The 20,734-nt window shown below is 74.6% G+C and carries 22 protein-coding genes; 8 read left to right on the top strand and 14 right to left on the bottom strand.

What is annotated here, in order from left to right; all coding sequences use genetic code 11:
• Window positions 1–76 precede the first annotated feature (76 nt).
• The 3 genes from KIK08_RS10415 to KIK08_RS10425 form a co-directional block, all read right to left on the bottom strand.
• Window positions 77–1,177 (bottom strand): cysteine--tRNA ligase, encoded by a 1,101-nt coding sequence (locus tag KIK08_RS10415; RefSeq protein WP_308257557.1) that lies wholly within the window; start codon window positions 1,175–1,177, stop codon window positions 77–79.
• Between the two features lies 1 nt (window position 1,178).
• Entirely contained in the window at window positions 1,179–1,703 is a 525-nt protein-coding gene (locus KIK08_RS10420) for a LapA family protein (RefSeq protein ID WP_308257558.1), read from the bottom strand.
• Between the two features lie 167 nt (window positions 1,704–1,870).
• Window positions 1,871–2,332, bottom strand: a complete 462-nt coding sequence (locus KIK08_RS10425; protein WP_214402842.1) for a GNAT family N-acetyltransferase — start codon at window positions 2,330–2,332, stop codon at window positions 1,871–1,873.
• A gap of 84 nt (window positions 2,333–2,416) precedes the next feature.
• On the opposite strand from KIK08_RS10425, the gene KIK08_RS10430 reads away from it, so the two are divergent.
• Window positions 2,417–3,838: a mycothione reductase gene (locus KIK08_RS10430; RefSeq protein WP_214402843.1), complete on the top strand. Its 1,422-nt coding sequence runs from the start codon at window positions 2,417–2,419 to the stop codon at window positions 3,836–3,838.
• Between the two features lie 79 nt (window positions 3,839–3,917).
• Here the strand turns inward: KIK08_RS10430 and KIK08_RS10435 are convergent, their stop codons facing one another.
• Window positions 3,918–4,742 carry a lysophospholipid acyltransferase family protein gene (locus KIK08_RS10435; protein ID WP_214402844.1) on the bottom strand — a complete coding sequence of 275 codons (825 nt, stop codon included), beginning with the start codon at window positions 4,740–4,742 and terminating at the stop codon, window positions 3,918–3,920.
• 261 nt (window positions 4,743–5,003) lie between these two features.
• Here KIK08_RS10435 and KIK08_RS10440 point away from each other — a divergent pair, with 261 nt between their 5' ends.
• Window positions 5,004–5,747 (top strand): alpha/beta hydrolase, encoded by a 744-nt coding sequence (locus tag KIK08_RS10440; protein WP_214402845.1) that lies wholly within the window; start codon window positions 5,004–5,006, stop codon window positions 5,745–5,747.
• A 57-nt stretch (window positions 5,748–5,804) separates the two neighbouring features.
• Complete coding sequence (locus tag KIK08_RS10445; RefSeq protein ID WP_250556714.1) at window positions 5,805–6,254, top strand: SRPBCC family protein; 450 nt, start codon at window positions 5,805–5,807, stop codon at window positions 6,252–6,254.
• 17 nt (window positions 6,255–6,271) lie between these two features.
• Here KIK08_RS10445 and KIK08_RS10450 read toward each other — a convergent pair whose 3' ends face one another.
• From KIK08_RS10450 to KIK08_RS10470, 5 genes are all read right to left on the bottom strand, one after another.
• On the bottom strand, window positions 6,272–6,847 hold the full coding sequence (locus tag KIK08_RS10450) for a pyridoxamine 5'-phosphate oxidase family protein (RefSeq protein WP_214402846.1): 576 nt from the start codon (window positions 6,845–6,847) through the stop codon (window positions 6,272–6,274).
• Between the two features lie 42 nt (window positions 6,848–6,889).
• A complete protein-coding gene (map, locus tag KIK08_RS10455) occupies window positions 6,890–7,747 on the bottom strand; it encodes a type I methionyl aminopeptidase (protein ID WP_214402847.1) in 858 nt (285 codons plus the stop codon).
• Window positions 7,748–7,811: 64 nt separating this feature from the next.
• A complete protein-coding gene (locus tag KIK08_RS10460; protein WP_214402848.1) occupies window positions 7,812–8,189 on the bottom strand; it encodes a DUF3054 domain-containing protein in 378 nt (125 codons plus the stop codon).
• An 81-nt stretch (window positions 8,190–8,270) separates the two neighbouring features.
• Window positions 8,271–10,094: a penicillin-binding transpeptidase domain-containing protein gene (locus KIK08_RS10465; protein WP_308257559.1), complete on the bottom strand. Its 1,824-nt coding sequence runs from the start codon at window positions 10,092–10,094 to the stop codon at window positions 8,271–8,273.
• Between the two features lie 67 nt (window positions 10,095–10,161).
• Window positions 10,162–10,926, bottom strand: coding sequence for a TetR/AcrR family transcriptional regulator (locus tag KIK08_RS10470; protein ID WP_214402849.1), 765 nt, complete (start codon window positions 10,924–10,926; stop codon window positions 10,162–10,164).
• Between the two features lie 72 nt (window positions 10,927–10,998).
• Here KIK08_RS10470 and KIK08_RS10475 point away from each other — a divergent pair, with 72 nt between their 5' ends.
• Together KIK08_RS10475 and KIK08_RS10480 are read left to right on the top strand one after the other, a co-directional pair.
• Window positions 10,999–11,973, top strand: a complete 975-nt coding sequence (locus KIK08_RS10475) for an ATP-binding cassette domain-containing protein (RefSeq protein WP_214402850.1) — start codon at window positions 10,999–11,001, stop codon at window positions 11,971–11,973.
• Window positions 11,970–12,797 (top strand): ABC transporter permease, encoded by an 828-nt coding sequence (locus KIK08_RS10480; RefSeq protein ID WP_250556715.1) that lies wholly within the window; start codon window positions 11,970–11,972, stop codon window positions 12,795–12,797. Before KIK08_RS10475 ends, KIK08_RS10480 begins: the two co-directional genes overlap by 4 nt.
• A gap of 82 nt (window positions 12,798–12,879) precedes the next feature.
• Here KIK08_RS10480 and KIK08_RS10485 read toward each other — a convergent pair whose 3' ends face one another.
• The 4 genes from KIK08_RS10485 to dxr form a co-directional block, all read right to left on the bottom strand.
• Window positions 12,880–13,713, bottom strand: coding sequence for a GNAT family N-acetyltransferase (locus KIK08_RS10485; protein WP_214402851.1), 834 nt, complete (start codon window positions 13,711–13,713; stop codon window positions 12,880–12,882).
• A gap of 145 nt (window positions 13,714–13,858) precedes the next feature.
• Window positions 13,859–15,004 (bottom strand): flavodoxin-dependent (E)-4-hydroxy-3-methylbut-2-enyl-diphosphate synthase, encoded by a 1,146-nt coding sequence (gene ispG, locus KIK08_RS10490; protein ID WP_214402852.1) that lies wholly within the window; start codon window positions 15,002–15,004, stop codon window positions 13,859–13,861.
• A gap of 109 nt (window positions 15,005–15,113) precedes the next feature.
• A complete protein-coding gene (locus tag KIK08_RS10495; RefSeq protein WP_250556716.1) occupies window positions 15,114–16,406 on the bottom strand; it encodes a M50 family metallopeptidase in 1,293 nt (430 codons plus the stop codon).
• Window positions 16,407–16,424: 18 nt separating this feature from the next.
• Window positions 16,425–17,606 carry a 1-deoxy-D-xylulose-5-phosphate reductoisomerase gene (gene dxr / locus KIK08_RS10500; protein ID WP_214402854.1) on the bottom strand — a complete coding sequence of 394 codons (1,182 nt, stop codon included), beginning with the start codon at window positions 17,604–17,606 and terminating at the stop codon, window positions 16,425–16,427.
• 72 nt (window positions 17,607–17,678) lie between these two features.
• On the opposite strand from dxr, the gene KIK08_RS10505 reads away from it, so the two are divergent.
• From KIK08_RS10505 to srmL, 3 genes are all read left to right on the top strand, one after another.
• Window positions 17,679–17,939: a DUF2631 domain-containing protein gene (locus tag KIK08_RS10505; protein WP_308257560.1), complete on the top strand. Its 261-nt coding sequence runs from the start codon at window positions 17,679–17,681 to the stop codon at window positions 17,937–17,939.
• A gap of 7 nt (window positions 17,940–17,946) precedes the next feature.
• A complete protein-coding gene (gene ligD, locus KIK08_RS10510; RefSeq protein ID WP_214402855.1) occupies window positions 17,947–18,918 on the top strand; it encodes a non-homologous end-joining DNA ligase in 972 nt (323 codons plus the stop codon).
• Between the two features lie 202 nt (window positions 18,919–19,120).
• Window positions 19,121–20,263, top strand: coding sequence for a PheS-related mystery ligase SrmL (gene srmL, locus KIK08_RS10515; RefSeq protein ID WP_214402856.1), 1,143 nt, complete (start codon window positions 19,121–19,123; stop codon window positions 20,261–20,263).
• An 18-nt stretch (window positions 20,264–20,281) separates the two neighbouring features.
• Here the strand turns inward: srmL and KIK08_RS10520 are convergent, their stop codons facing one another.
• Window positions 20,282–20,725 carry a hypothetical protein gene (locus KIK08_RS10520; RefSeq protein ID WP_214402857.1) on the bottom strand — a complete coding sequence of 148 codons (444 nt, stop codon included), beginning with the start codon at window positions 20,723–20,725 and terminating at the stop codon, window positions 20,282–20,284.
• Between the last annotated feature and the right edge of the window lie 9 nt (window positions 20,726–20,734).

Consider the following 20,734-nt stretch of genomic DNA (forward strand, 5'->3'; position numbering starts at 1 on the left):
CCGGTGCGGAAGCGACAGGAGTCGGGCCCGGTTCAGCCCAGGTTCAGCCCAGGTTCAGCCCAGGTTCAGCCCAGGTTCAGCCCAGGTTCAGCACCGAGAGCGCGAGCCGCGCGGCATCGCCCCCGGCCTCCCCGGCCACGTCCAGCGCGGCCGGCACGTCGAGGTCGGTCAGCAGGGCCGCGGTGACCGCGCCGGTCGCGGCGCTGCCGCCGACCGCACCGCCCCGGGCGCCCGCGGCGTAGAGCCGGTCGAGGCGCGCGGCCGCGGCGTCCAGGTCGGCGGGGCGGAAGTCCCACGCCCGGGCCCACGGCCGGTCGACCAGCAGCAGGCGCAGCACCGCGGCCGGGTGCTTGGCCAGCACGTCGGAGACGAGCACCAGGTTGCCGGTGGACTTGGCCATCCGGGCGCCGTCCAGCCGGACCGCGCCCACGTGCATCCAGGCCCGGGCGAAGGGCCGCACGCCGGTGAGCGCCTCGGCCATCTCGGCCTCGTAGGCGTGGTGGGGGAACCGCAGGTCCTCCCCGCCGACGTGCAGGTCGAGCGCGGGGCCCAGGGTCGTCAGGGCCATGGCCGCGCACTCGGCGTGCCAGCCGGGCCTGCCCTCGCCCCACGGGCTGGGCCACGCCGCCTCACCGAGCCGGGCCGCCCGCCACACCGGGACGTCGGCGGGGTGCTCGGCGTCGGGGTGGCCGAACTCCTGGCCGAACTCGGCGGCCAACGCGGCCGCCGCGGCCTCGCCGATCCCGGAGCGGGTTAGCGCCCCCTGCCCGCGGAACCAGACCGTGCCGCCGCGCAGGTAGGCCGCTCCCGACTCGAGCAGCGCCGCGGCCAGCGTCACCACCTGGCCGACGTGGGTGTGCGCGCGGGGTTCGTGCGCGGGACTGCGCACCCCGAGCGCGGTCATGTCGCGGTCGAACCGGAACTGCTGCACGGCCGCGAAGCTGTCCGGCTCGGCGCCGCGCTCGGCGGCCGCGGCGTCCAGGACGTCGTCGACGTCGGTGACGTTGCGGCACACCTCGGCGTCGACGCCGAGGTGGCGCAGCACCCGGGCGGCGACGTCGGCCCAGACGAACGTGGCCGCGTGGCCGAGGTGGGTGGTGTCGTACGGGGTGATCCCGCAGACGTACATCCTGGCCCGCCCGACGACCGGGAGCGGACTACCGCCGACGTGCAGCACGTCAGTCGGGGTGGCGCGCGGCGCGGCGGGCGGCCTTGCGCAGTTGCAGGATGCGCAGACCGCCCGGGATGGCCACCAGCAGCAGCCCCGCGATCGCGGCGAACAGCAGCGCCACGCCCGTCGGCAGGGAACCCGACAGCCCGAGGAAGGTGATCTGCACCGGGGTGCTGTTCTGCAGGATGAAGACCAGCAGCAGGATCAGCACGATCGCGGACAGGATCAGCCCGGTCCACAGGCCGCTGGTCCGCGTGTGCGCGAGGGCGGCGCCGCCCCGCGGCGCGGCCACGGTCGGCGCGTCGTGGTCGGGCAGCGGCGTGCGCACCGTCGGGCGCTCGGAGTCGCGCAGGAGGTCGTCGCCCATGTCGACGCCGTGCGGGTTGGACGTGGTGGGGCCGTCCCAGGCGGACAGGTCGGCCGGGCGCATGGCCGGCTGCGTGGCCGGGTCCTCCCGCGGGTCGACCGGGCCGACCCGGCCGTAGCGGGGCACGTCCGGACGCGCGCTGGCCCGGGTCGGGTCCTCGCTCACGGTGCAACCTCCTCAGGGACCCGCGGTGCCGGCCGGCCTGCCGGCGCGGTCGACGACCTGACCGGGCGGACGGGCGGGTCGGCGCCCAGTATCGCGCACCTCCCCCGGCGTCGTCTCGCCTCGGGCGGGTGTCCCCGGCCGAACGGGTGCGGCGGGGCGGGTCGTGGTCAGCGCGGTCCGCGGCGCATCGGGACGTGCGCGACGCCGTCCCAGTCGTAGGCCGGGCCGGTGACCTCGAAGCCGTGGGCGCGGTAGAAGTCGGCCAGGTGTTCCTGGGAGTCGAGCACGCAGGGCCGGTCGCCCACCTCGGCCAGCGCGGCCTCCATCAGCTGCCGCCCGAGGCCGCGGCCGCGCGCCGACCGGGCCGAGCACAGCCGCCCGATCCGCAGGTCGCCGCCGGGCTCGTCGAGCAGCCGCAGGCAGCCCAGCACCGGTTCGGGGTCGCCGTGCCCGCCGAGCCAGAAGTGCCGCGCGCCGGGTTCGAGGTCGCGCCCGTCGAGCTCGTCGTAGGGGCACTTCTGCTCGACGACGAAGACCTCGACCCGCAGCCGCAGGATGTCGTAGAGGGTGCGGGGGTCGAGGTCCGCCGCCCATGACCGGTGCAACGTCGCCGCCAGGACCTCACTCATCCCCTCTACCTACCAGATGGTCCGGCGGGTCGCCGGGCCGGCCGATCCCCGACCACGGACACACGGCGGAGCTAGCCTCGTCGCGTGCGGCACCACGATCTGGTCGTCATCGGCAGCGGCTCGGGCAACTCCTTCATCGACGACCGGTTCGCCGAGCTGGACGTCGCGCTCGTCGAGCACGGCGTCTTCGGCGGCACCTGCCTGAACGTCGGGTGCATCCCCACCAAGATGTACGTGCACCCCGCCGACGTCGCCCAGCACGTCCGGCGCGCGTCGCGGTTCGGCATCGACGCCGCTGTCGAGCGCGTGCGCTGGACCGACATCCGCGACCGGATCTTCGGCCGGATCGACCCCATCTCGGCCTCCGGGCGCGACTACCGGCTCAACCGCGTCCCCAACGTGACGCTGTACGAGGGCCACGCCCGCTTCACCGCGCCCCACCAGCTGGAGGTCGACCGGACCGACGGCGCGGGCACGGTCGCCCTCGGCGCCGAGCGGATCGTCATCGCCGCGGGCGGGCGGCCCGTCGTCCCCGAGGTCATCGCGGCTTCCGGCGTGCCGTTCGAGACGTCGGACACCGTGATGCGCCTGGACACGCTGCCCGAGCACCTGGTGATCGTGGGGGCCGGCTACATCGCCGCGGAGTTCGCGCACGTGTTCTCCGCGCTCGGCAGCACCGTGTCGGTCATCGGGCGCAGCGGGGCGATGCTGCGCGAGCTCGACGAGACGGTCACCGAGCGCTACACGGCGCTGGCCCGCCGGCGCTGGGACCTGCACCTCGACGCCGAGGTCGTCGGTGTGCGCGGCGCGCCCGGCGACGTGGTCGTCGAGCTGGCCGGCGGCGGTTCCGTGCACGGCGACGTGCTGCTGGTCGCGACCGGTCGCCGGTCCAACGGCGACCGCCTCGACCTGGAGAAGGCCGGCGTCCCCACCCACGACGACGGCCGCGTCGTCGTCGACGACCAGCAGCGCACCCCGGTGGAGGGGATCTTCGCCCTGGGCGACGTCAGCTCCCCCTTCCAGCTCAAGCACGTGGCCAACCACGAGGCCAAGGTCGTGGCGCACAACCTGCTGCACCCCGACGCGCCCCGGCGCACCGACCACCGGTTCGTCCCGGCCGCGGTGTTCACCCAGCCCCAGATCGCCACGGTCGGGCGCACCGAGCGGGCATGTCGGGAGGCCGGGCTGGACTACGCGGTGAAGGTCCAGGAGTACGCCGACATCGCCTACGGCTGGGCGCTGGAGGACGACACCGGCTTCTGCAAGGTGATCGCGGAGCGGTCCACCGGCCGGCTGCTGGGGGCGCACCTGATGGGCCCGCACGCCTCCTCGGTGATCCAGCCGCTGATCCAGGCGATGTCGTTCGGGCTGCGCGCCGGGGAGATGGCGACCGGGCAGTACTGGATCCACCCCGCGGTCCCGGAGGTCGTGGAGAACGCGCTGCTCGGGCTCGAACTGGACGGGCAGGAGCGGCCGGGCAGCGGCCCGCCGGGCCGCGACCTCTGACGGCGGCCCGCCGGTCGTGTGGTGGTGCGCTCCGCCCGCTTCCCCGGCGGGCGGAACGCACCGTTCCCCGTCGGCGGGCTCAGCCTGCCGGGCGGGGGGCCTGCGGGTCGGCCGGCTCCTCGATGGGGTCGGTCGCCGGGGGCGGGGCCACGGGGGCGTCCGGGTCGAACGGCACGGCGGGCGGGGCCTCGCCGCGGATGTCGGCGACCAGCGTCGTGATGTCGGCCATGATGGCGGCGGTCACGCCGTCGAGCGCCTTGCGGGTGCGCGGGCCGCCCAGCCACTCCGACAGGTCGACCGGCGGACCGGCCACGACGGTCACCCGCTTGCGGGGGAACGGCCGCGGCCCCTTGCCCGGGGGCACCAGGTCCTGGGTGCCCCAGTTGGCGACCGGGATCACCGGGGCCCGGGTGACCAGCGCGATCCGGCCGATGCCGTTCTTGCCCTTCATCGGCCAGCCGTCCGGGTCGGCGGTGTAGGTCGACTCGGGGTAGAAGACGACGACCTCGCCGCGGTTGATCGCCTCGATGGCGCCGCGGAAGGCGTCCGCGGCGCGGGCGGACTGGCGGTAGACGGGGACGTGGCGGCCGCCGCTCATCACCGACCGGACCCCGGGGACCTTCCACAGCTCGGACTTGGCCAGGAACCGCGGCACGCGCCCGTGCGCGGTGGCGAAGGCGACGTTGTAGATCGGGTCGGCGAACGAGACGTGGTTGGCCGCCAGCAGCACGCCGCCCTCGCGCGGGATGTGCTCGCCGCCGCGCCACGACAACCGGGGGCCGTACACCGTCGGCGGCCACAGCAGCGCGATGGCCAGGCCGTACCAGAACCCGGTACCGCGCCGGCGCCGGGTGAAGCTCAGCTTCAGCTTCTGCCCGACCGTCAGCGGCGTGTCCGCCGGCATCGATACCTCCTCGCTCCGCTCGCCCCCGATGGTGCCCGGTGACCGGTGGCCGTGGGCGACCGGCCACCCTGTGCTGCCGGTCACCCTTCCCCGGGAGGGGAACGGCTCGGACCGATCATTCCAGTGTGCCGCCGTCGGTGGCGAGGCCCGATCGGCCGGACGGCCAGGATGTGATATCGGTCGCACGTGCTGACCGGCCGCCGTCGAGGTGTGGAAGACCTCCATGGCGTTGCCCATCCCGTCCCACCCACGAGGTAGCCCGTGCCCGTACGACCCACCCCCGGCGTCCTGCCCCGGATCGAACCCGTGGGAGCCGTCCCCGACGCGCCACCGGCTGCCGTGCTGGTGCTGCACGGCGGGCGCACGACCAGCTACGAGAGTGGTGAGCGCAAGCGGACGACGTACTGGCGGATGCTGCCGTTCGCCCGCTCCCTCGCCCGCGGGGGGCTCGCCGTCCACATGCAGCGCTACCGCTACCGGGGCTGGAACGGGTCGGCCCGCGACGCCGCCCGCGACGCCGGGGCGGGCGTGGACGCCGTCGCCGCACTGCACCCCGGCGTCCCGGTGGTCCTGCTGGGCCACTCGATGGGCGGGCGGGCGGCGCTGGCCGCCGCCGGGGCCGACCCGGTGGTGGCGGTGTGCGCGCTGGCCCCGTGGGTCGACGCGGCCGACCCCGTCGACCAGCTCGCCGGGCGCACCGTGCTGATCGCGCACGGCGACCGCGACAGTTGGACCAGACCGGCCGCCTCCTTCGACTACGCGGTCCGGGCGAAGCGGGTGACCGACCGGGTCGCCCGCTTCGACGTGCCCGGGGCCGGTCACTTCATGCTGTCCCGGGCCGGCGCGTGGCAGCGCCTGGTGCGCCGGTTCGTGCTGGGTGTCGCGGGCGTGCAACCGCTCGACCCGGTCATCGCGAGCGCCCTGGCCGAGCCCACCCCGGCCGGCCTGCGCGCCGCGCCGCCCCCGCCGCGGGCGCGCGCGATCGCCGGGGAGCCGACAGGATGATCCGGTGACCCGGGCGGGGCGACCCCGGCTGTCCGGTACCGATCCCCAGGAGGTGCGATGAGACCCGGCGTGAGCGACCGCACGGTCTCGGCGTCGACCGTGGTGGCCGCGGACCCGGCCGCGGTCTTCGACCTGCTCGCCGACCCGCGCCGGCACGCCGAGTTCGACGGCTCGGGCACGGTCCGCCGAGCCGTCGCCGGGCCCGCGCGGCTCGGCCCCGGCGCCCGGTTCGGGATCGCGATGCGCTGGGGCGTGCCCTACCGCATCCGCAACACCGTCGTCGAGTTCGAGGAGGGCCGCCGGATCGCCTGGCGGCACTTCGGCCGGCACGTGTGGCGCTACCAGCTGGACGCGGTCGAGGAGGGCACCCGGATCACCGAGACCTTCGACTGGGGGCCCGCCCTGTCGCCGTGGGCGCTGGAGAAGTGGGGCGCCCCGGCGCGGAACCTGCGCTCGATCCGGGCGACCCTGCGCCGGCTCACCGACCTGTTCGGCGAGCCCGGCTGATCCCCGGGGAGTCGCGCTCAGGCCGGTGAGGCGATCGGCAGCCCGGGCAACCCGTCGAGGCTGGCCGCGTTGCGCTCCACCTTGTAGCGGGCGATGTACTCGTCGTCGCGGCTCTGCAGCACCTTGTCCAGCGTCTCCCGCTCCTCGACCAGTGCCATCCTCGGCACCGCGTAGCCGCAGGAGTCCGACACCCGCGCGACGTCGACGACGATCACCCCGCGCAGGTAGCGGCGCCGCTCCCGGCCGGCCTCGCCGAACCGCTCCAGCAGTTCGTCGAAGCCCGGCTCGTCGACGAGCACCGAGCGCCCGGTGCCGTGCAGGCGCACGATGTTCGGCTTGCCGTCGAAGGCGCACAGCATCACGCACACGCGCCCGTTCTCGCGGATGTGGGCCTGGGTCTCCACGCCGCTGCCGAGCACGTCGAGGTAGGCGAAGGTGTGCTCGTCGAGCACGCGGAAGGTGCCGACCGTGCCCTTCGGCGACAGGTTGACCAGCCCGTCGGCGGCCAGCGGCGCGGTGGCCACGAAGAACACCGGCTGGGCCTCGATCCAGCCCGCCAGTGCCGCGCCGATGCCGTCGTAGACGTTGCCCATGGTCGCGACGGTACGTGCCGGGCGCGCCGCGGAGAACCCGTTTCAGGGCAGGGTGAGGATCTCCGCGCCGTCCGCGGTGACCAGAACCGTGTGCTCGAACTGGGCGGTGCGGGCGCGGTCCTTGGTGACCACCGTCCAGCCGTCGTCCCAGATGTCGTAGTCGATGGTGCCCAGGGTGATCATCGGCTCGATGGTGAAGGTCATGCCGGCTTCGAGCACCGTGTCCACGCTCGGCTCGTCGTAGTGCAGCACCACGAGGCCGCTGTGGAAGCTGCGCCCGATGCCGTGGCCGGTGAAGTCGCGGACGACGCCGTAGCCGAAGCGGCGGGCGTAGGACTCGATGACCCGCCCGACGACGTTGAGCTCGCGGCCGGGCCGCACCGCCTTGATGGCCCGCGCGGTGGCCTCGCGGGTGCGCTCGACGAGGAGCCTGTCCTCCTCGGCGACGTCGCCGGCCAGGAAGGTGGCGTTGGTATCGCCGTGCACGCCGCCGATGTAGGCGGTGACGTCGATGTTGACGATGTCGCCGTCGCGGATGACGGTGGAGTCCGGGATGCCGTGGCAGATGACCTCGTTGAGGCTGGTGCAGCAGGACTTGGGGAAGCCCTTGTAGCCCAGCGTCGAGGGGTAGGCGTCGTGCTCGACGAGGAACTCGTGGACGACGCGGTCGACCTCGTCGGTGGTGACGCCCGGCGCGACGGCCGCGCCGCCCGCGGCCAGCGCCTGCGCGGCGATCCGGCCGGCGAACCGCATCGCCTCGATCACCTCGGGCGTCTGCACCCAGGGCTCGGTGCTGCGCGTGGGGCCCTTCTTGCCGACGTACTCCGGCCGCGGGATGTGCGCGGGGACGGGTCGGATCGGCGAGACCGTACCGGGGGTGAGCAGGGTGCGGGCGGGCATGGCGCCAGTGTAGGTCGCGCGCCGCGGGGGCCGGCCGGGGCCGAACGGGGCGCCGGCCGGCAGCTCAGCGCACGCGTTGACCGGCTCGGTGCGCCACCGCGATCGACAGCCCGCGCCACCCGATCAGCAGCACGGCTAGCGCGATCGTGGCGACCACCGCGAAGCTCAGCGGGAGCCGCTCGGTGAACGCGAAGCGCAGCGCCAGTCCGATCACGACGGTGCCGAGGACCACGGCCGCGCCGGCGCGCAGCCCCGCGGGACGGGCCCGCACGATCGGCGTCGCCCACGACGCCACGAGGCCGACGACGAACGGCGCCATCGTGCCGAGCAGGCCGAGGACGTCGCTCGCCTCGTCGTGGCCGGCCCGGCCCACCGCCGCGAACACGATCACAGCGACGACGTCGGCGGCGAACGCGAGCGCCGGGATGCGGCTGTGCGACATCCCACGAGGGTAAGTGCCGTGGCAAGCCCCTGGTTCTCCGGTAGCCCGACCGGAGGACGGGGCGCTGCCCGGCTGACCCGATCAGCCCAGCGCGGAGAGGAACCGCGCCGCCGTGTCCACGGCCGCGGTGGAGCTGCCGCCGTCGACGACGAGCACGGCGAAGGCCAGGTCTCCCCGGTAGCCGACGAACCAGCCGTGCGCCTGTCCGGCCCCGGTGAACTCGGCGGTCCCGGTCTTGCCGTGGACCTCGCCGAACGGGGCGAGCTGGGTGGCGGTGCCCTCCGTGACGACCGCCCGCATCATGTCCCGCACCTGGGCGATCCGGGCCGGGTCGGGCCGGTCGGCGGGTGCGGTGACCTCGGTGGGCCGACCGCGGACCAGTTCGGGCACGACCGGCTCGCCGCGGGCCACCGTCGCCGCGACCAGCGCCATGCCCAGCGGGCTGGCCAGCACCTGGCCCTGGCCGATGCCGTCCTCGGCGCGCTGCACGGGGTCGTCCGACGGGGGGACCGAGCCGGTGATCGTCTTGACCCCGGGCACGATGAAGTCGGCGCCGAGGCCGAAGCGCAGCGCGGCGGCGGGCAGCGCGTCGGCGGGAAGGTCCGCGCCCAGCTGGCCGAACGTGGTGTTGCACGACTTCGCGAAGGCCGTGCGCAGCGGCACCGTGCCCAGGTCGAAGCCGCCCTTGTTGGGCAGCGGCCGGCCACCGATCAGCACCGAGCCGGGGCAGGCCACCGGGCTCTGCGCGTCGAGGCCGCCGCCGGCGAGCGCGGCGTCCGCCGTCACGATCTTGAAGGTGGACCCCGGCGGGTAGCGGCCGGTCAGCGAGAGTGCGCCCTCGACGTCGGCGGGGGCGTTCTGGGCGACGGCCAGCACCTCGCCGCTGGACGGCGCGACCGCCACGATCATCGCCTGCTCGGCCACCGGCTCGACGGCGTCCTCGGCGGCCGTCTGGATCGCGCGGTCGAGCGACACCCCGACGGTGGCCCCGGCCTTGGGCTCGCCCTCGGCGAGGGTGGTGATGGCGGTCCCCCCGGGGTCGGTGACCAGCACCGACCAGCCGGGGGTCCCGTCGAGCTGCTCGGCCATCTCGGCGCGCACGGCCGGCAGGACCTGGCGGGCGAAGCCCGCGTCCGGCGCGAGCATCCGCTCCCCGCTGGTGAACCGGACGCCGGGCAGGTCGTGGATGGCGTTCTTCACGACCTGGTAGTCGCGCTCGCGCAGGACGGCCACCGGGTAGGCCTGCCGGTCGGGGGTGCGGGCGGCGCCGTCGGTGATGGACGCGGCGGTGATGGCGGGGTCCAGCGGCGAGAGCGCCGCGGCCAGCGCCCCGGTGACCGCGGGCAGGTCGCCCGCGGCGAGCCGGTCGAGCAGGACGGTCACCACCGGGGTGGGCTCCAGCAGCGGGGCGCCCTCGCGGTCGACCACCGGCGCCTGCTGCGGCTCCTCGGTGCGCACCGCGAGCCGCTGGCCGGTGGCCAGTTGCGGGTGCACGACCGTGGGCGCCCAGTGCACCACCCAGCCGCGCTCGGTGTCCGGGGTCTCGACGAGCTCGAGTTCGGTGAGGTAGTTCCAGGTGCGCCCGGGGCCGAGGTCCCAGCGCACGTCGACCGAGGCGGTGGCGCGCTCGGTGGCCTCGCGGACCTGCCCCGCCGACGCGACCAGCCCGACCGGCCGCAGCGCCGAGCGCGCCTCGCCCAGCGCCTCCGCCGCGGCGGGCGGGGCGTCGGTGAGCGCCGCGGCGCCCGCGTCGTCGCCTGCGCTCCAGGCGGCGAGGAAGTCGGTCAGGGTCTTCTCCGGCCCGTCGCCGCCGAACAGGCCGCAGCCGCCGACCCCGGCGAGCACGCAGAGCGCGGCGAGCAGGGCGGCGGCCCGGCGCGGCGCGCGGGAGCGGGTCAGCGGCACGCGCCGAGTATGCCCAGCGGTCGCCGCGGGCCGCGGGGCCACCCGGACGGGTCGTGATCGTGGCCGGTCAGCCCGCGTCGGGATGCTCGCCCGCCCGGCGGGCCGCGATGAGCACCTCCAGGCCGTCCAGCACGCGGCGCAGGCCGAACTCGAACGAGCGGTCGGTGGGGCCGTCGAAGCCGCCGCTCTCGGCGACCCGGCCGAGCATCGGGTAGCGCTCCCCCATCGCGTCGGACAGGTAGGGCTCCTGGGCCGCCCACCACTCGTCGTCGCTGACGCCGGTCTCCGTGGCGGCCCGCGACGCCTCGACCGACGTGCGGGCCAGCCCCGCGACCCACGAGCTCGTGGTGACGATGGCGTCGATCATCTCGCGGCCGTCGAGGCCGGTGCCGTCGAGGATGCGCAGCGCGGCCTCGGTGGACAGCAGGGCGTTGGGGCCCATCAGCGGGCGCCCCTGCTGGACGTGCAGCAGCCACGGATGGCGGTGGTAGTGCGCCCACTCACCCCGGCACACGGCCTCCAGGCGCTCGCGCCAGCCGCCGGTCTCGTCGAGGGCGGGGCCCTCGCCGTAGGAGTGGTCGACCATCAGGTCGATCAGCTCGTCCTTGCCCGGCACGTACCGGTAGAGCGACATGGCCCCGACGTTGAGCGCCGCGGCGATGCGGCGCATCGACAGCGCGCCCACGCCCTCCTGGTCGGCGATCGCGATGGCCGTCTCGACGATGCGCTCGCGCGTGAGCGCGGGCTTGGGCCCGCGGGTGGGCTCGTCTGCCTTGCCCCACAGCAGCGCGAGGCTGCGCTTGAGGGACTCGGCGCGTTCCGAGGAAGTCATTTGACCGGATCCTAAAACTGGGTACAGTGTACGCGTGCTCACGTACACTGTACCCAGTTCGGAGGTGTCGGCATGGCGGACGCGGTGCTGACCGAGGGGCTCGGCAAGGGGTTCCGGGGCAAGCGGGCCCTCGACGGGCTCGACCTGGCCGTGGCGGAGGGCTCGGTGCTCGGGCTCCTCGGCCCCAACGGGGCCGGCAAGACGACCGCCGTGCGGGTGCTCACCACCCTGCTGCGCCCCGACACCGGCCGGGCCGAGGTCGCCGGCCACGACATCGTCCGCGAGCCGGCCGCGGTGCGCCGGGCCGTCGGGCTGACCGGCCAGCACACCACGGTCGACGACATCCTCACCGGGCGGGAGAACCTGGTGATGTGGGGCCGGCTCTACCACCTCCCGGCCCGCGCGGCCGCCCGCCGCGCCGACGAGCTGCTCGAGCAGTTCGGGCTGACCGACGCCGCCGACCGGCGGGCCAAGACCTACTCCGGCGGCATGCGCAGGCGCCTCGACGTGGCCAGCAGCCTGGTGCTGGCGCCGCGGGTGTTCTTCCTCGACGAGCCCACCACCGGGCTCGACCCGCGCAACCGCGGCGAGGTGTGGGCGGCGCTGCGCGGCCTGGTCGCCGGCGGCACGACGGTCGTGCTGACCACCCAGTACCTCGACGAGGCCGACCAGCTCGCCGACCGCATCGCCGTGCTCGACGGGGGCCGCAAGGTCGCCGAGGGCACGCCGTCGGAGCTCAAGTCGCGCATCGGCGGCGACCGGGTCGACGTCCTGGTGCGCGACGCCGCGGACCTGCCCGCCGCGGCCGACCTGCTGGCCAGGGCGGCCAGCGGGCCCGTCGAGGTCGACGCCGCGCTGCGCAGGCTCTCCGCGCCGGTGCGCGACCGGGTGAGCGCGCTGACCGGGGTCGTGCGTGCCCTGGACGACGCCGGACTGCCCGTCGAGGACATCGGCCTGCGCCGCCCGACCCTGGACGAGGTGTTCCTGCACCTCACCGGCAAGCAGGCCGCCCCGGCCACCACCGAGGAGATCGGAGTCCCGGCATGACCACGGTGATCACCACCGCGCCCGCCGACGGCGGCGCGCTGCGCTGGACGCTGTCCGACTCGTGGGTGGTCGCCCGCCGCGACCTCCTGCACTGGGTGCGCAACCCGAGCGTGATCATCGCCAGCGTCGCGTTCCCGGCCATGTTCGTGCTGCTGTTCGGGTTCGTCTTCGGCAGCGCGATCGTGGTGCCCGGCGGTGGCGACTACCGCGAGTTCCTGATGCCGGGCATGTTCGCCCAGGCCATGGTCAACGGTGCCGCGGCGACGGTGGCCACGGTCGCAGCCGACAAGGCCCGCGGCGTCACCGACCGGTTCCGCTCGATGCCGATGGCCCCCGCCGCGCCCGTCATCGGGCGCAGCGTGGCCGACGTCGTCAACTCGGTGCTCGACCTGGTGGTGCTGGTGGGCCTGGGGCTGCTGGTCGGGTGGCGGGCGCACGGCGGCGTGGCCGGCGCGCTGACCGCCGTCGGACTGCTGCTCCTGCTGCGGTTCGCGATGATCTGGGTGGGCATCTGGCTCGGGCTCGTGGTCAGCCAGGAGGCCGCCGGCCTGGCCTGGGCCCCGCTGTTCCCGCTCACGATGATCGCCAACACCTTCGTGCACCCGTCGCAGCTGCCGGGCTGGCTCGGCCCGCTGGCCGACTGGAACCCGATCTCGGCCACGGTGACCGCGGTCCGCGAGCTGTTCGGCAACATCGGCCCGGTCGCCGCGCAGGCGTCCTGGGCGGAGCGGAACGCGATGCTGCTGGCCGTGGCCTGGCCGCTGGTGATCGTCGCGGTCTTCCTGCCGCTGGCGGTGCGCCGCTACCGCCGCGCGGCCGCCTGACCCCGTCGAGAACGAAGTTGTCGTGATCGTTCGGCCCTGTTGATCACGATAACTTCGTTCTCGACGGAGCCCCGGGACAGGCTCAGAACAGGATGGTGGCGAAGCTGGCGATCTGGGTGAAGCCGATCCGCTTGTAGGCGGCCTTGGCGACGTGGTTGAAGTCGTTGACGTAGAGGCTGGAGATCCGGCCCATCGCGGCGAGGCGCTCGACCACGGCCGCGGTGCCGGCCGTGCCCAGGCCGTGGCCGCGGCGCTCGGGGTGCACCCACACGCCCTGGATCTGGCCCACCTGCGAGGACAGCGCGCCGATCTCGGCCTTGAACACGACCTGGTCGCCCTCGAAGCGGGCGAACGCCCGGCCCGCCGCCAGCAGCTCGGCCACCCGGGACCGGTAGCCGGCACCGCCGTCGCCGAGGCGGGGGTCGACCCCGACCTCCTCGGTGAACATCGCGATCGCCGCCGGGAGGTAGCGGTCGAGCTCGTCGGGGCGCACCGGCCGGACGTAGGGGTCGCCGGCGATGGCCGGCAGGCCCGCCAGCGCCATCAGCGGCTGGTCGGCGCGGACCTCCCGGGCGGGGGTCCAGTGGCCGGCCAGGTCGTCCCACAGCGGCAGCACCAGCTCCGCCCGGCCGACCAACGACGAGCAGCCGCGGCCGTGGCGGCGGGCCCGGTCGGCGAAGGCGCGCAGCGCGGGGCGCTCGCCCCGCAGCGGCACCAGGTTGGCCCCGGAGAAGCACAGCCCGTCGAGCCTGGACCCGACGGCCCACAGCTCGCCACCGAGGCGCCACGGGTCGAGCCCGGCGACCTCGACACGGGCCGCGACCATGCAGGCGGCCACCGGATCGTTCTCCAGCACCGCGCGCACCCCGGCGCGGTCCCGGTCGTCCAGCAGCCGCGCCCCGGCAGTACGAAGCACCCTCTCACGATGCCAGACGGCCACGGATGTTCCTACGACGGGATCCGACCGGAATCCGGCCGTGATCGGGCGATCCGGGCACTCGGGACGATCATCGCAGGACTCCCGAGGTCGATCACGAGGGCGGTCGGGAACGCGACCCGGCTCACCCGACCACGACCGTCGGCTCGCCCTCGACGGGCGGCATCGACTCGGCGATCTTGAGCGCCTCCTCGATCAGGGTCTCCACGATCTGGTGCTCGGGCACGGTCTTGATGACCTCGCCCCTGACGAAGATCTGGCCCTTGCCGTTGCCGGAGGCGACGCCGAGGTCGGCCTCGCGGGCCTCGCCCGGGCCGTTGACGACGCAGCCCATGACCGCGACCCGCAGCGGCACCTCCATGCCGGTCAGGCCGGCGGTGACCTCGTCGGCGAGCTTGTAGACGTCGACCTGGGCGCGCCCGCAGGACGGGCAGGACACGATCTCCAGCTTGCGCGGGCGCAGGTTGAGCGACTGCAGGATCTGGGTGCCGACCTTGATCTCCTCGACCGGCGGGGCGGACAGCGAGACGCGGATCGTGTCGCCGATGCCCTGGCGCAGCAGCGCGCCGAACGCCACGGCCGACTTGATGGTGCCCTGGAAGGCCGGCCCGGCCTCGGTGACGCCCAGGTGCAGCGGGTAGTCGCACTGCTCGGCGAGCAGCTCGTAGGCGCGCACCATGACGACCGGGTCGTTGTGCTTGACCGAGATCTTGATGTCGTGGAAGTCGTGCTCGGCGAACAGGCTCGCCTCCCACATCGCCGACTCGGCCAGCGCCTCCGGGGTGGCCTTGCCGTACTTGGCCAGCAGTCGCTTGTCCAGCGAGCCGGCGTTGACCCCGATCCGGATCGGCGTGCCGTGGTCCTTCGCGGCGGCGGCGATCTGCTTGACCTGGTCGTCGAACTTGCGGATGTTGCCCGGGTTGACCCGGACCGCGGCGCAGCCCGCCTCGATCGCGGCGAAGACGTACTTGGGCTGGAAGTGGATGTCGGCGACGACCGGGATCTGCGACTTGCGCGCGATCGCGGGCAGCGCGTCGGCGTCGTCCTGGCTCGGGCAGGCGACCCGGACGATGTCGCAGCCGGCCGCGGTGAGCTCGGCGATCTGCTGCAGGGTCGCGTTGACGTCGGCGGTCAGCGTGGTGGTCATGGACTGCACCGAGATCGGGAAGTCCGATCCGACCCCGACCGGTCCGACCATCAGCTGGCGGGTCTTGCGTCGCTCGGCGAGGGTGGGAGCGGGCGGCACGGGCATGCCCAGTGAGACGGTCACCCCTCCAGTATCCAGGCCCGTGATCGGGCCCGCCGCCGGCCGTGGCCAGCACCACCACCCGGCGTGACGGATACCCTCCGACCAGGGGATCCTCCCCCGGGGCTACCGGCTACTGGAACAGCCGCACGGGGTTGATGACGTCGGCCACCAGCAGCAGCCCGCTCCAGGCGATGAACACCAGCGCCACCACGTAGGCCACCGGCAGCAGCTTGGCCACGTCCACCGGCCCGGGGTCGGGGCGCCCGCGCAGCCGCGCGATCCGCTTCTTCACCGCCTCCCAGAGCGCCGGGAAGATCTGCCCGCCGTCCAGCGGCGGGATCGGCAGCAGGTTGAACAGGAACAGCGAGATGTTCACCGCGGCCAGCAGCTGCAGGAAGAACGCGATCTCCTGGCCGACCGGGATGTCCTGGGCCAGGATCTCGCCGCCGATCCGGGACACGCCGACCACGCCGATGGGGCCGTCCATGTCGCGCTCCTCGCCCAGGAACACCGCCCCGAACAGCGCCGGGACGCGGGCGGGCAGCGCGACGATGGCCTGGCCGGTGCGGCTGATGATCTCGCCGATCTCCCCGGCGACGGCCGGCAGGTCCTTGCGCTGGACCTCGTTGAGCGGCGACAGGCCCAGGAAGCTGGCGTCGACGATCTTCTCGTTGTCGTCCAGGTCGCGCAGCTGGGTCGTGATCAGCGTGGGCGTCAGGTCCAGCCGGCGCCCGTCGCGCTCCACGGTGACCGTCACGGTGCCCGAGCTGGCCCGGATGGCCTCCTGCAGCGCGCGCCAGTCGTCCTGCTCGTAGGGGCGGCCGTTGAAGGCGATGATCTGGTCACCGGCCCGGAACCCGGCCGCGGCCGCCGGGGTGAGCGGTGCGCCCGGCGGGCACTCCGTCGTCGTGGCGGTGGCCGGCACGACGCACTCGCTGACGGCGCTCACGGTGGTCGTGTACGTGGGCACCCCGAACCCCATGAGCACGATCGCGAACAGCACGACCGCCAGCACCAGGTTCATGAACGGCCCGGCGAACATCACCACCACGCGCTTCCACGGGGCGCGCAGGTAGAACTGCCGGTCGGCGTCCTCGGGGCGCACGTCCATCGCGGACTGGCGGCGGGCGTCGTCCATCAGGCCCTGGAACGGGCCGGTCCGCCGGGTGCGGCCGAGCGTGCTGCCCGAGCCGGGGGCCGGTGGGATCATCCCGATCATGCGGATGTAGCCGCCCAGCGGGATGGCCTTGAGCCCGAACTCGGTCTCGCCGCGCTTGCGCGACCAGATCGTCCGGCCGAAGCCGACCATGAACTCGGGAACCTTGATGCCGAACCAGCGGGCCGTCGTGAAGTGCCCCAGCTCGTGCCAGGCGACCGAGAGCAGGATCCCCACGAAGAAGATCACGATTCCCAGCACGGTCATCATCGAAGGCACTCCAGGTCAGGTCGAGCGGATGCCCGCCGCGGCGGCGGTGCGCGCGGCCGTGCGGGCGTAGGCCCGGGCCCACTCCTCGGCGGCGAGCACGTCGGAGACCGTAGCGGGGTCGGTGGTCCACGCTCCCGCCGCGTCCAGCACCTGCGCGAGCACGTCGGTGATGGCGGTGAAGGAGAGCCTGCCGGCCACGAAGGCGGCCACGACCTCCTCGTTGGCCGCGTTGAGCACGGCCGGCATGCAGCCGCCCGCGGCACCCGCCCGGCGGGCCAGCCGCACGCCGGGCAGCGCGTCGTCGTCGAGCGGTTCGAACGTCCAGCTCTGCGGCTCGTCCCAGCGGTTGGGCCGGGCCGCCCCCGGCACCCGCTCGGGCCAGCCCAGCGCCAGCGAGATGGGCAGGCCCATGTCCGGCGGGCTGGCCTGGGCCAGCGTGCTGCCGTCCACGAACGTGACCATCGAGTGGATCATCGACTGGGGGTGCACCACGACGTCGATGCGGTCGTAGGGGATGTCGAACAGCAGGTGCGCCTCGATCACCTCGAGGCCCTTGTTGATCAGCGTCGCCGAGTTGATCGTGATGACCGGGCCCATGTTCCAGGTGGGGTGGGCCAGCGCCTCGTCGACGGTGACGCCGGTGAGGTCGGCGCGTTTGCGCCCGCGGAACGGCCCGCCGGAAGCGGTCAGCACGAGCCGGTCGACCTCGCTCGCCCGCCCGCCGCGCAGGCACTGGGCCAGCGCGGAGTGCTCGGAGTCGACCGGCACGATCTGGCCGGGCGCGGCCGCCCCGGTGACCAGCGCGCCGCCCGCGACCAGCGACTCCTTGTTGGCCAGCGCGAGCACCGCGCCGGCGTCGAGCGCGGCCAGCGTGGGGCCCAGCCCGACCGAACCGGTGATCGCGTTGAGCACGGTGTGGGCCCCGGAGGTGCCGGCCAGCTCGGTGGCGGCGTCGGGCCCGGCCAGCACCGAGACGCCGGGCAGCAGCTCGCGCAGCCGCTCGGCGGCCTCCGCGCGCGCCACGGCGACGCGCGGCACGCGGTGCTCGCGGACCTGGCGGGCGAGCAGGTCGAGATCGCCCCCGCCGGCGGCCAGCCCGGCGACGGTGAAGCGGTCCGGGTTGGCGGAGATGAGGTCGAGGGCCTGGGTGCCGACCGAACCGGTTGACCCGAGCACGACCACGGAGCGACTGGACATCCTCACCATCATCCTCCGCCGCGTGTTGTGCGACGATGAGCCCCGGCACTCGCATGATCAGGAGGACTACCGGTGGCGAGGAACTCCAAGGAGCTGGCCAAGCGCTCCGCGGTCGACCCGCGGGACGAGCCGTCGGCCGAGTGGGGCTGGCACGGCAGCTTCCCCAGGGGGAAGGTCGCCGGCGGTGTCGTCTCGATCATCTTCCTGCTGCTGTTCAGCCTCGGCCCGTACCAGAGCAGGACCCAGGACCTCTGGCTCTACGGCACCGCGCTGGTCCTGGTCGGGCTGATCGCGCTCCAGGTCGTCTCGCGCCGCAACTCCTGGCGGCGCTGAGGCCGCCGTGGCCGGGCCCGCTGTCGAGCTGGAGGTCGGCGACCGCACCGTCCGGCTGAGCAACCCGGACCGGGTGTACTTCCCGGCCCGCGGCGAGACCAAGCTCGACCTGGCGCGCTACTACCTGGCGGTCGCCGACGGCGTCGTGCGCGCCCTGCGCGACCGGCCCTGCATGCTGCACCGCTTCCCGACCGGCGTCACCGGGGAGAAGGTCCACCAGAAGCGGCTGCCGCGCGGCGCGCCCGACTGGATCCAGACCGTGCGGGTGGACTTCCCGCGCTGGGGCCGCCACGCCGACGAGCTGTGCGTGCAGCACCCGGCCGACGTCGTGTGGGCCGTCCAGATGTCGACGGTCGAGTTCCACCCGTGGAACTCCCGGCGCGCCGACACCGAGAAGCCCGACGAGTGGCGCATCGACCTCGACCCGATGCCCGGGGCCACCTACGCCGATGTGCGGCGGGTGGCGCACGTCGCCCACGAGGTGCTCGACGAGCTGGGCGCCACCGGCTGGCCGAAGACCTCCGGTGGCAAGGGCATGCACGTCTACGTGCGGATCCCGCCCGAGCACGGCTTCGCCGACGTCCGCCGGGCCGCGCACGCGTTCGCCCGCGAGGTCGGCCGCCGCTGCGACCTCGTCGACCTGACCTGGTGGCGCAAGGACCGCGACCCGGCGTCGGTGTTCGTGGACTACAACCAGAACACCCGCGACCACACGATCCGCTGCGCGTACTCGGTGCGCGGCGTCGCCGAGGGCCTGGTCTCGACGCCGATCCGCTGGGACGAGGTCGACGACGCCGTCCCGGACGATTTCACCATCGCCACCGTGCCCGCGCGCTTCGCCGAGCTGGGCGACCTGCACGCCGGCATCGACGACGCCGTGTTCCGGATCGACGAGCTGCTGGAGTGGGCCGACCGCGACGCCCGCGACGGCGCCGAGGAGCCACCGGAGGACGACGTGCAGGACCTCGACGCCCGCTGACGCCCCGCCGGGCCCGCTGGGCCCGGGGTTTACCCGTGGTCCGGGCGCGGTCGGCCGCGATACCCTGGTCACGTGCGTGAGCAGCGATTTCCCCGCCCCCGGCCGCAGCGCGGCCGCGAGGGCCGGCCACCGCGCGCCTGAGTCCTCGCGCCGCCGCGGTCGGGGTGTGCCGCCGCCCGCCACCGCACCGCGAGGACCAGCCATGACCGCCACGCTCACCCCGTCCCGCATTTCCGCCGCCCAACTCGTCGCCGCGCTGTCCGTGCGCGACCTGACCGACCCCGCCGCCGGCCCGCACGCCCTGCAGGCCCTGCTCGGCGCCGCCGTCGACGCCCTCGCCGCGCGCTGGGGCTGCGCGGTCGAGGTGCACCGGCCGTCGCCGCTCGTCGCCGTCGAGGACAACTACGACCGGCTGGGCTACGCCCCGGCCGCGGCCACCCGGGCCGGGCGCTACTCCCGCTACGTCAGCGACACCGTGATGCTGCGCAGCCACACCTCCGCCGGGGTCCCGCCCGCGCTGCGCGGCCTCGCGGCCCGGCCCGGGCCGCCCGCCGACGTCCTGCTCGTGCTGCCCGGGCTCACCCACCGCCGCGACGTGGTCGACCGGCTGCACGTCGGCACGCCGCACCAGCTCGACCTGTGGCGCATCACCCGCGACGCGCCGGTGCGGGTGCCCGACCTGCTCGACATGGTCGATGCGCTGGTCACCGCCGTGCTGCCGGGCGCGCGGTGGCGCGCGGAACCGGCCGAGCACCCGTACACCACCGACGGCCTGCAGGTCGACGTCCGCACCGCCGACGGGTGGGTCGAGCTGGCCGAGTGCGGGCTGGCCGCCCCGCACGTGCTGCGCCGGGCCGGTCTCGACCCCGCCCGGCACACCGGCCTCGCCCTGGGCATGGGCCTGGACCGCGCCCTCATGCTGCGCAAGGGCGTGCCCGACATCCGGCTGCTGCGCGCCGAGGACCCGCGCATCGCCGGGCAGATGCTCGACCTCGCGCCGTGGCGGCCGGTGTCGGCGCTGCCGCCCGTGCGTCGCGACCTGTCCATCGTGCTCGACGGCCCGGTGGTCGACCCCGAACTGCTCGGCGACCGGGTCCGCACCGCCCTCGGCGCGCGGGCGGACGCGCTGGAGAGCCTCGACGTGCTGGCCGCGACCCCGCACGAGGACCTGCCCACGCCGGCGCGGACCCGCCTGGGCACCCGCCCCGGCCAGCTGAACGTGCTGCTGCGCCTGGTGCTGCGCCCGGTCGACCGGACCCTCACCGACGCCGAGGCGAACGCGGTGCGCGACCGGGTCTACGCCGCGGTGCACGAGGGGCCGCACCACGAGTGGGCGGCCTGCTGACCGGCCGCGGCCGGGCCGTCAGCCGCGGGCCCTCGCGATGATCTTCGCCTGGTTCGTGAGCACGGTGGACAGGAACGTGCCCGTCCGGCGGTGCAGGGCCGTGGTCACGAGCCTGATCGGACAGGCCGGCGTGTCCCGCTCCGGCAGGAACGTGAGCTCGGGCAGGCCCGCGTAGACGTAGGAGGGGTCGTCGTCGCGCATGCGCCACGTCCCGCCGATGTGCCGGCGGTAGACCTCGCCGACGTAGCGGGCCGCGCCGTCGAGGTTCGGTTCGGGATCGGCCCGGATGGCCGCGGGGTCCGGGTAGCGCTCGAGCAGGAACGCCTCGAGGGCGTCCAGCGACGACGGGGTACGGTCGAGCGCGCCCCGCACCTCCGACGGCAACCGCGCGGAGAACTCTTCGAGCGCGTCGTCCATGTGCGCGATCCAGTACTCGAACAGCTCCCGTTCCTCGGCCGTCATCCGTGTCCC

Origin of the sequence: Pseudonocardia lacus, assembly GCF_018531445.1 — a bacterium.
GTDB lineage: Bacteria > Actinomycetota > Actinomycetes > Mycobacteriales > Pseudonocardiaceae > Pseudonocardia > Pseudonocardia lacus.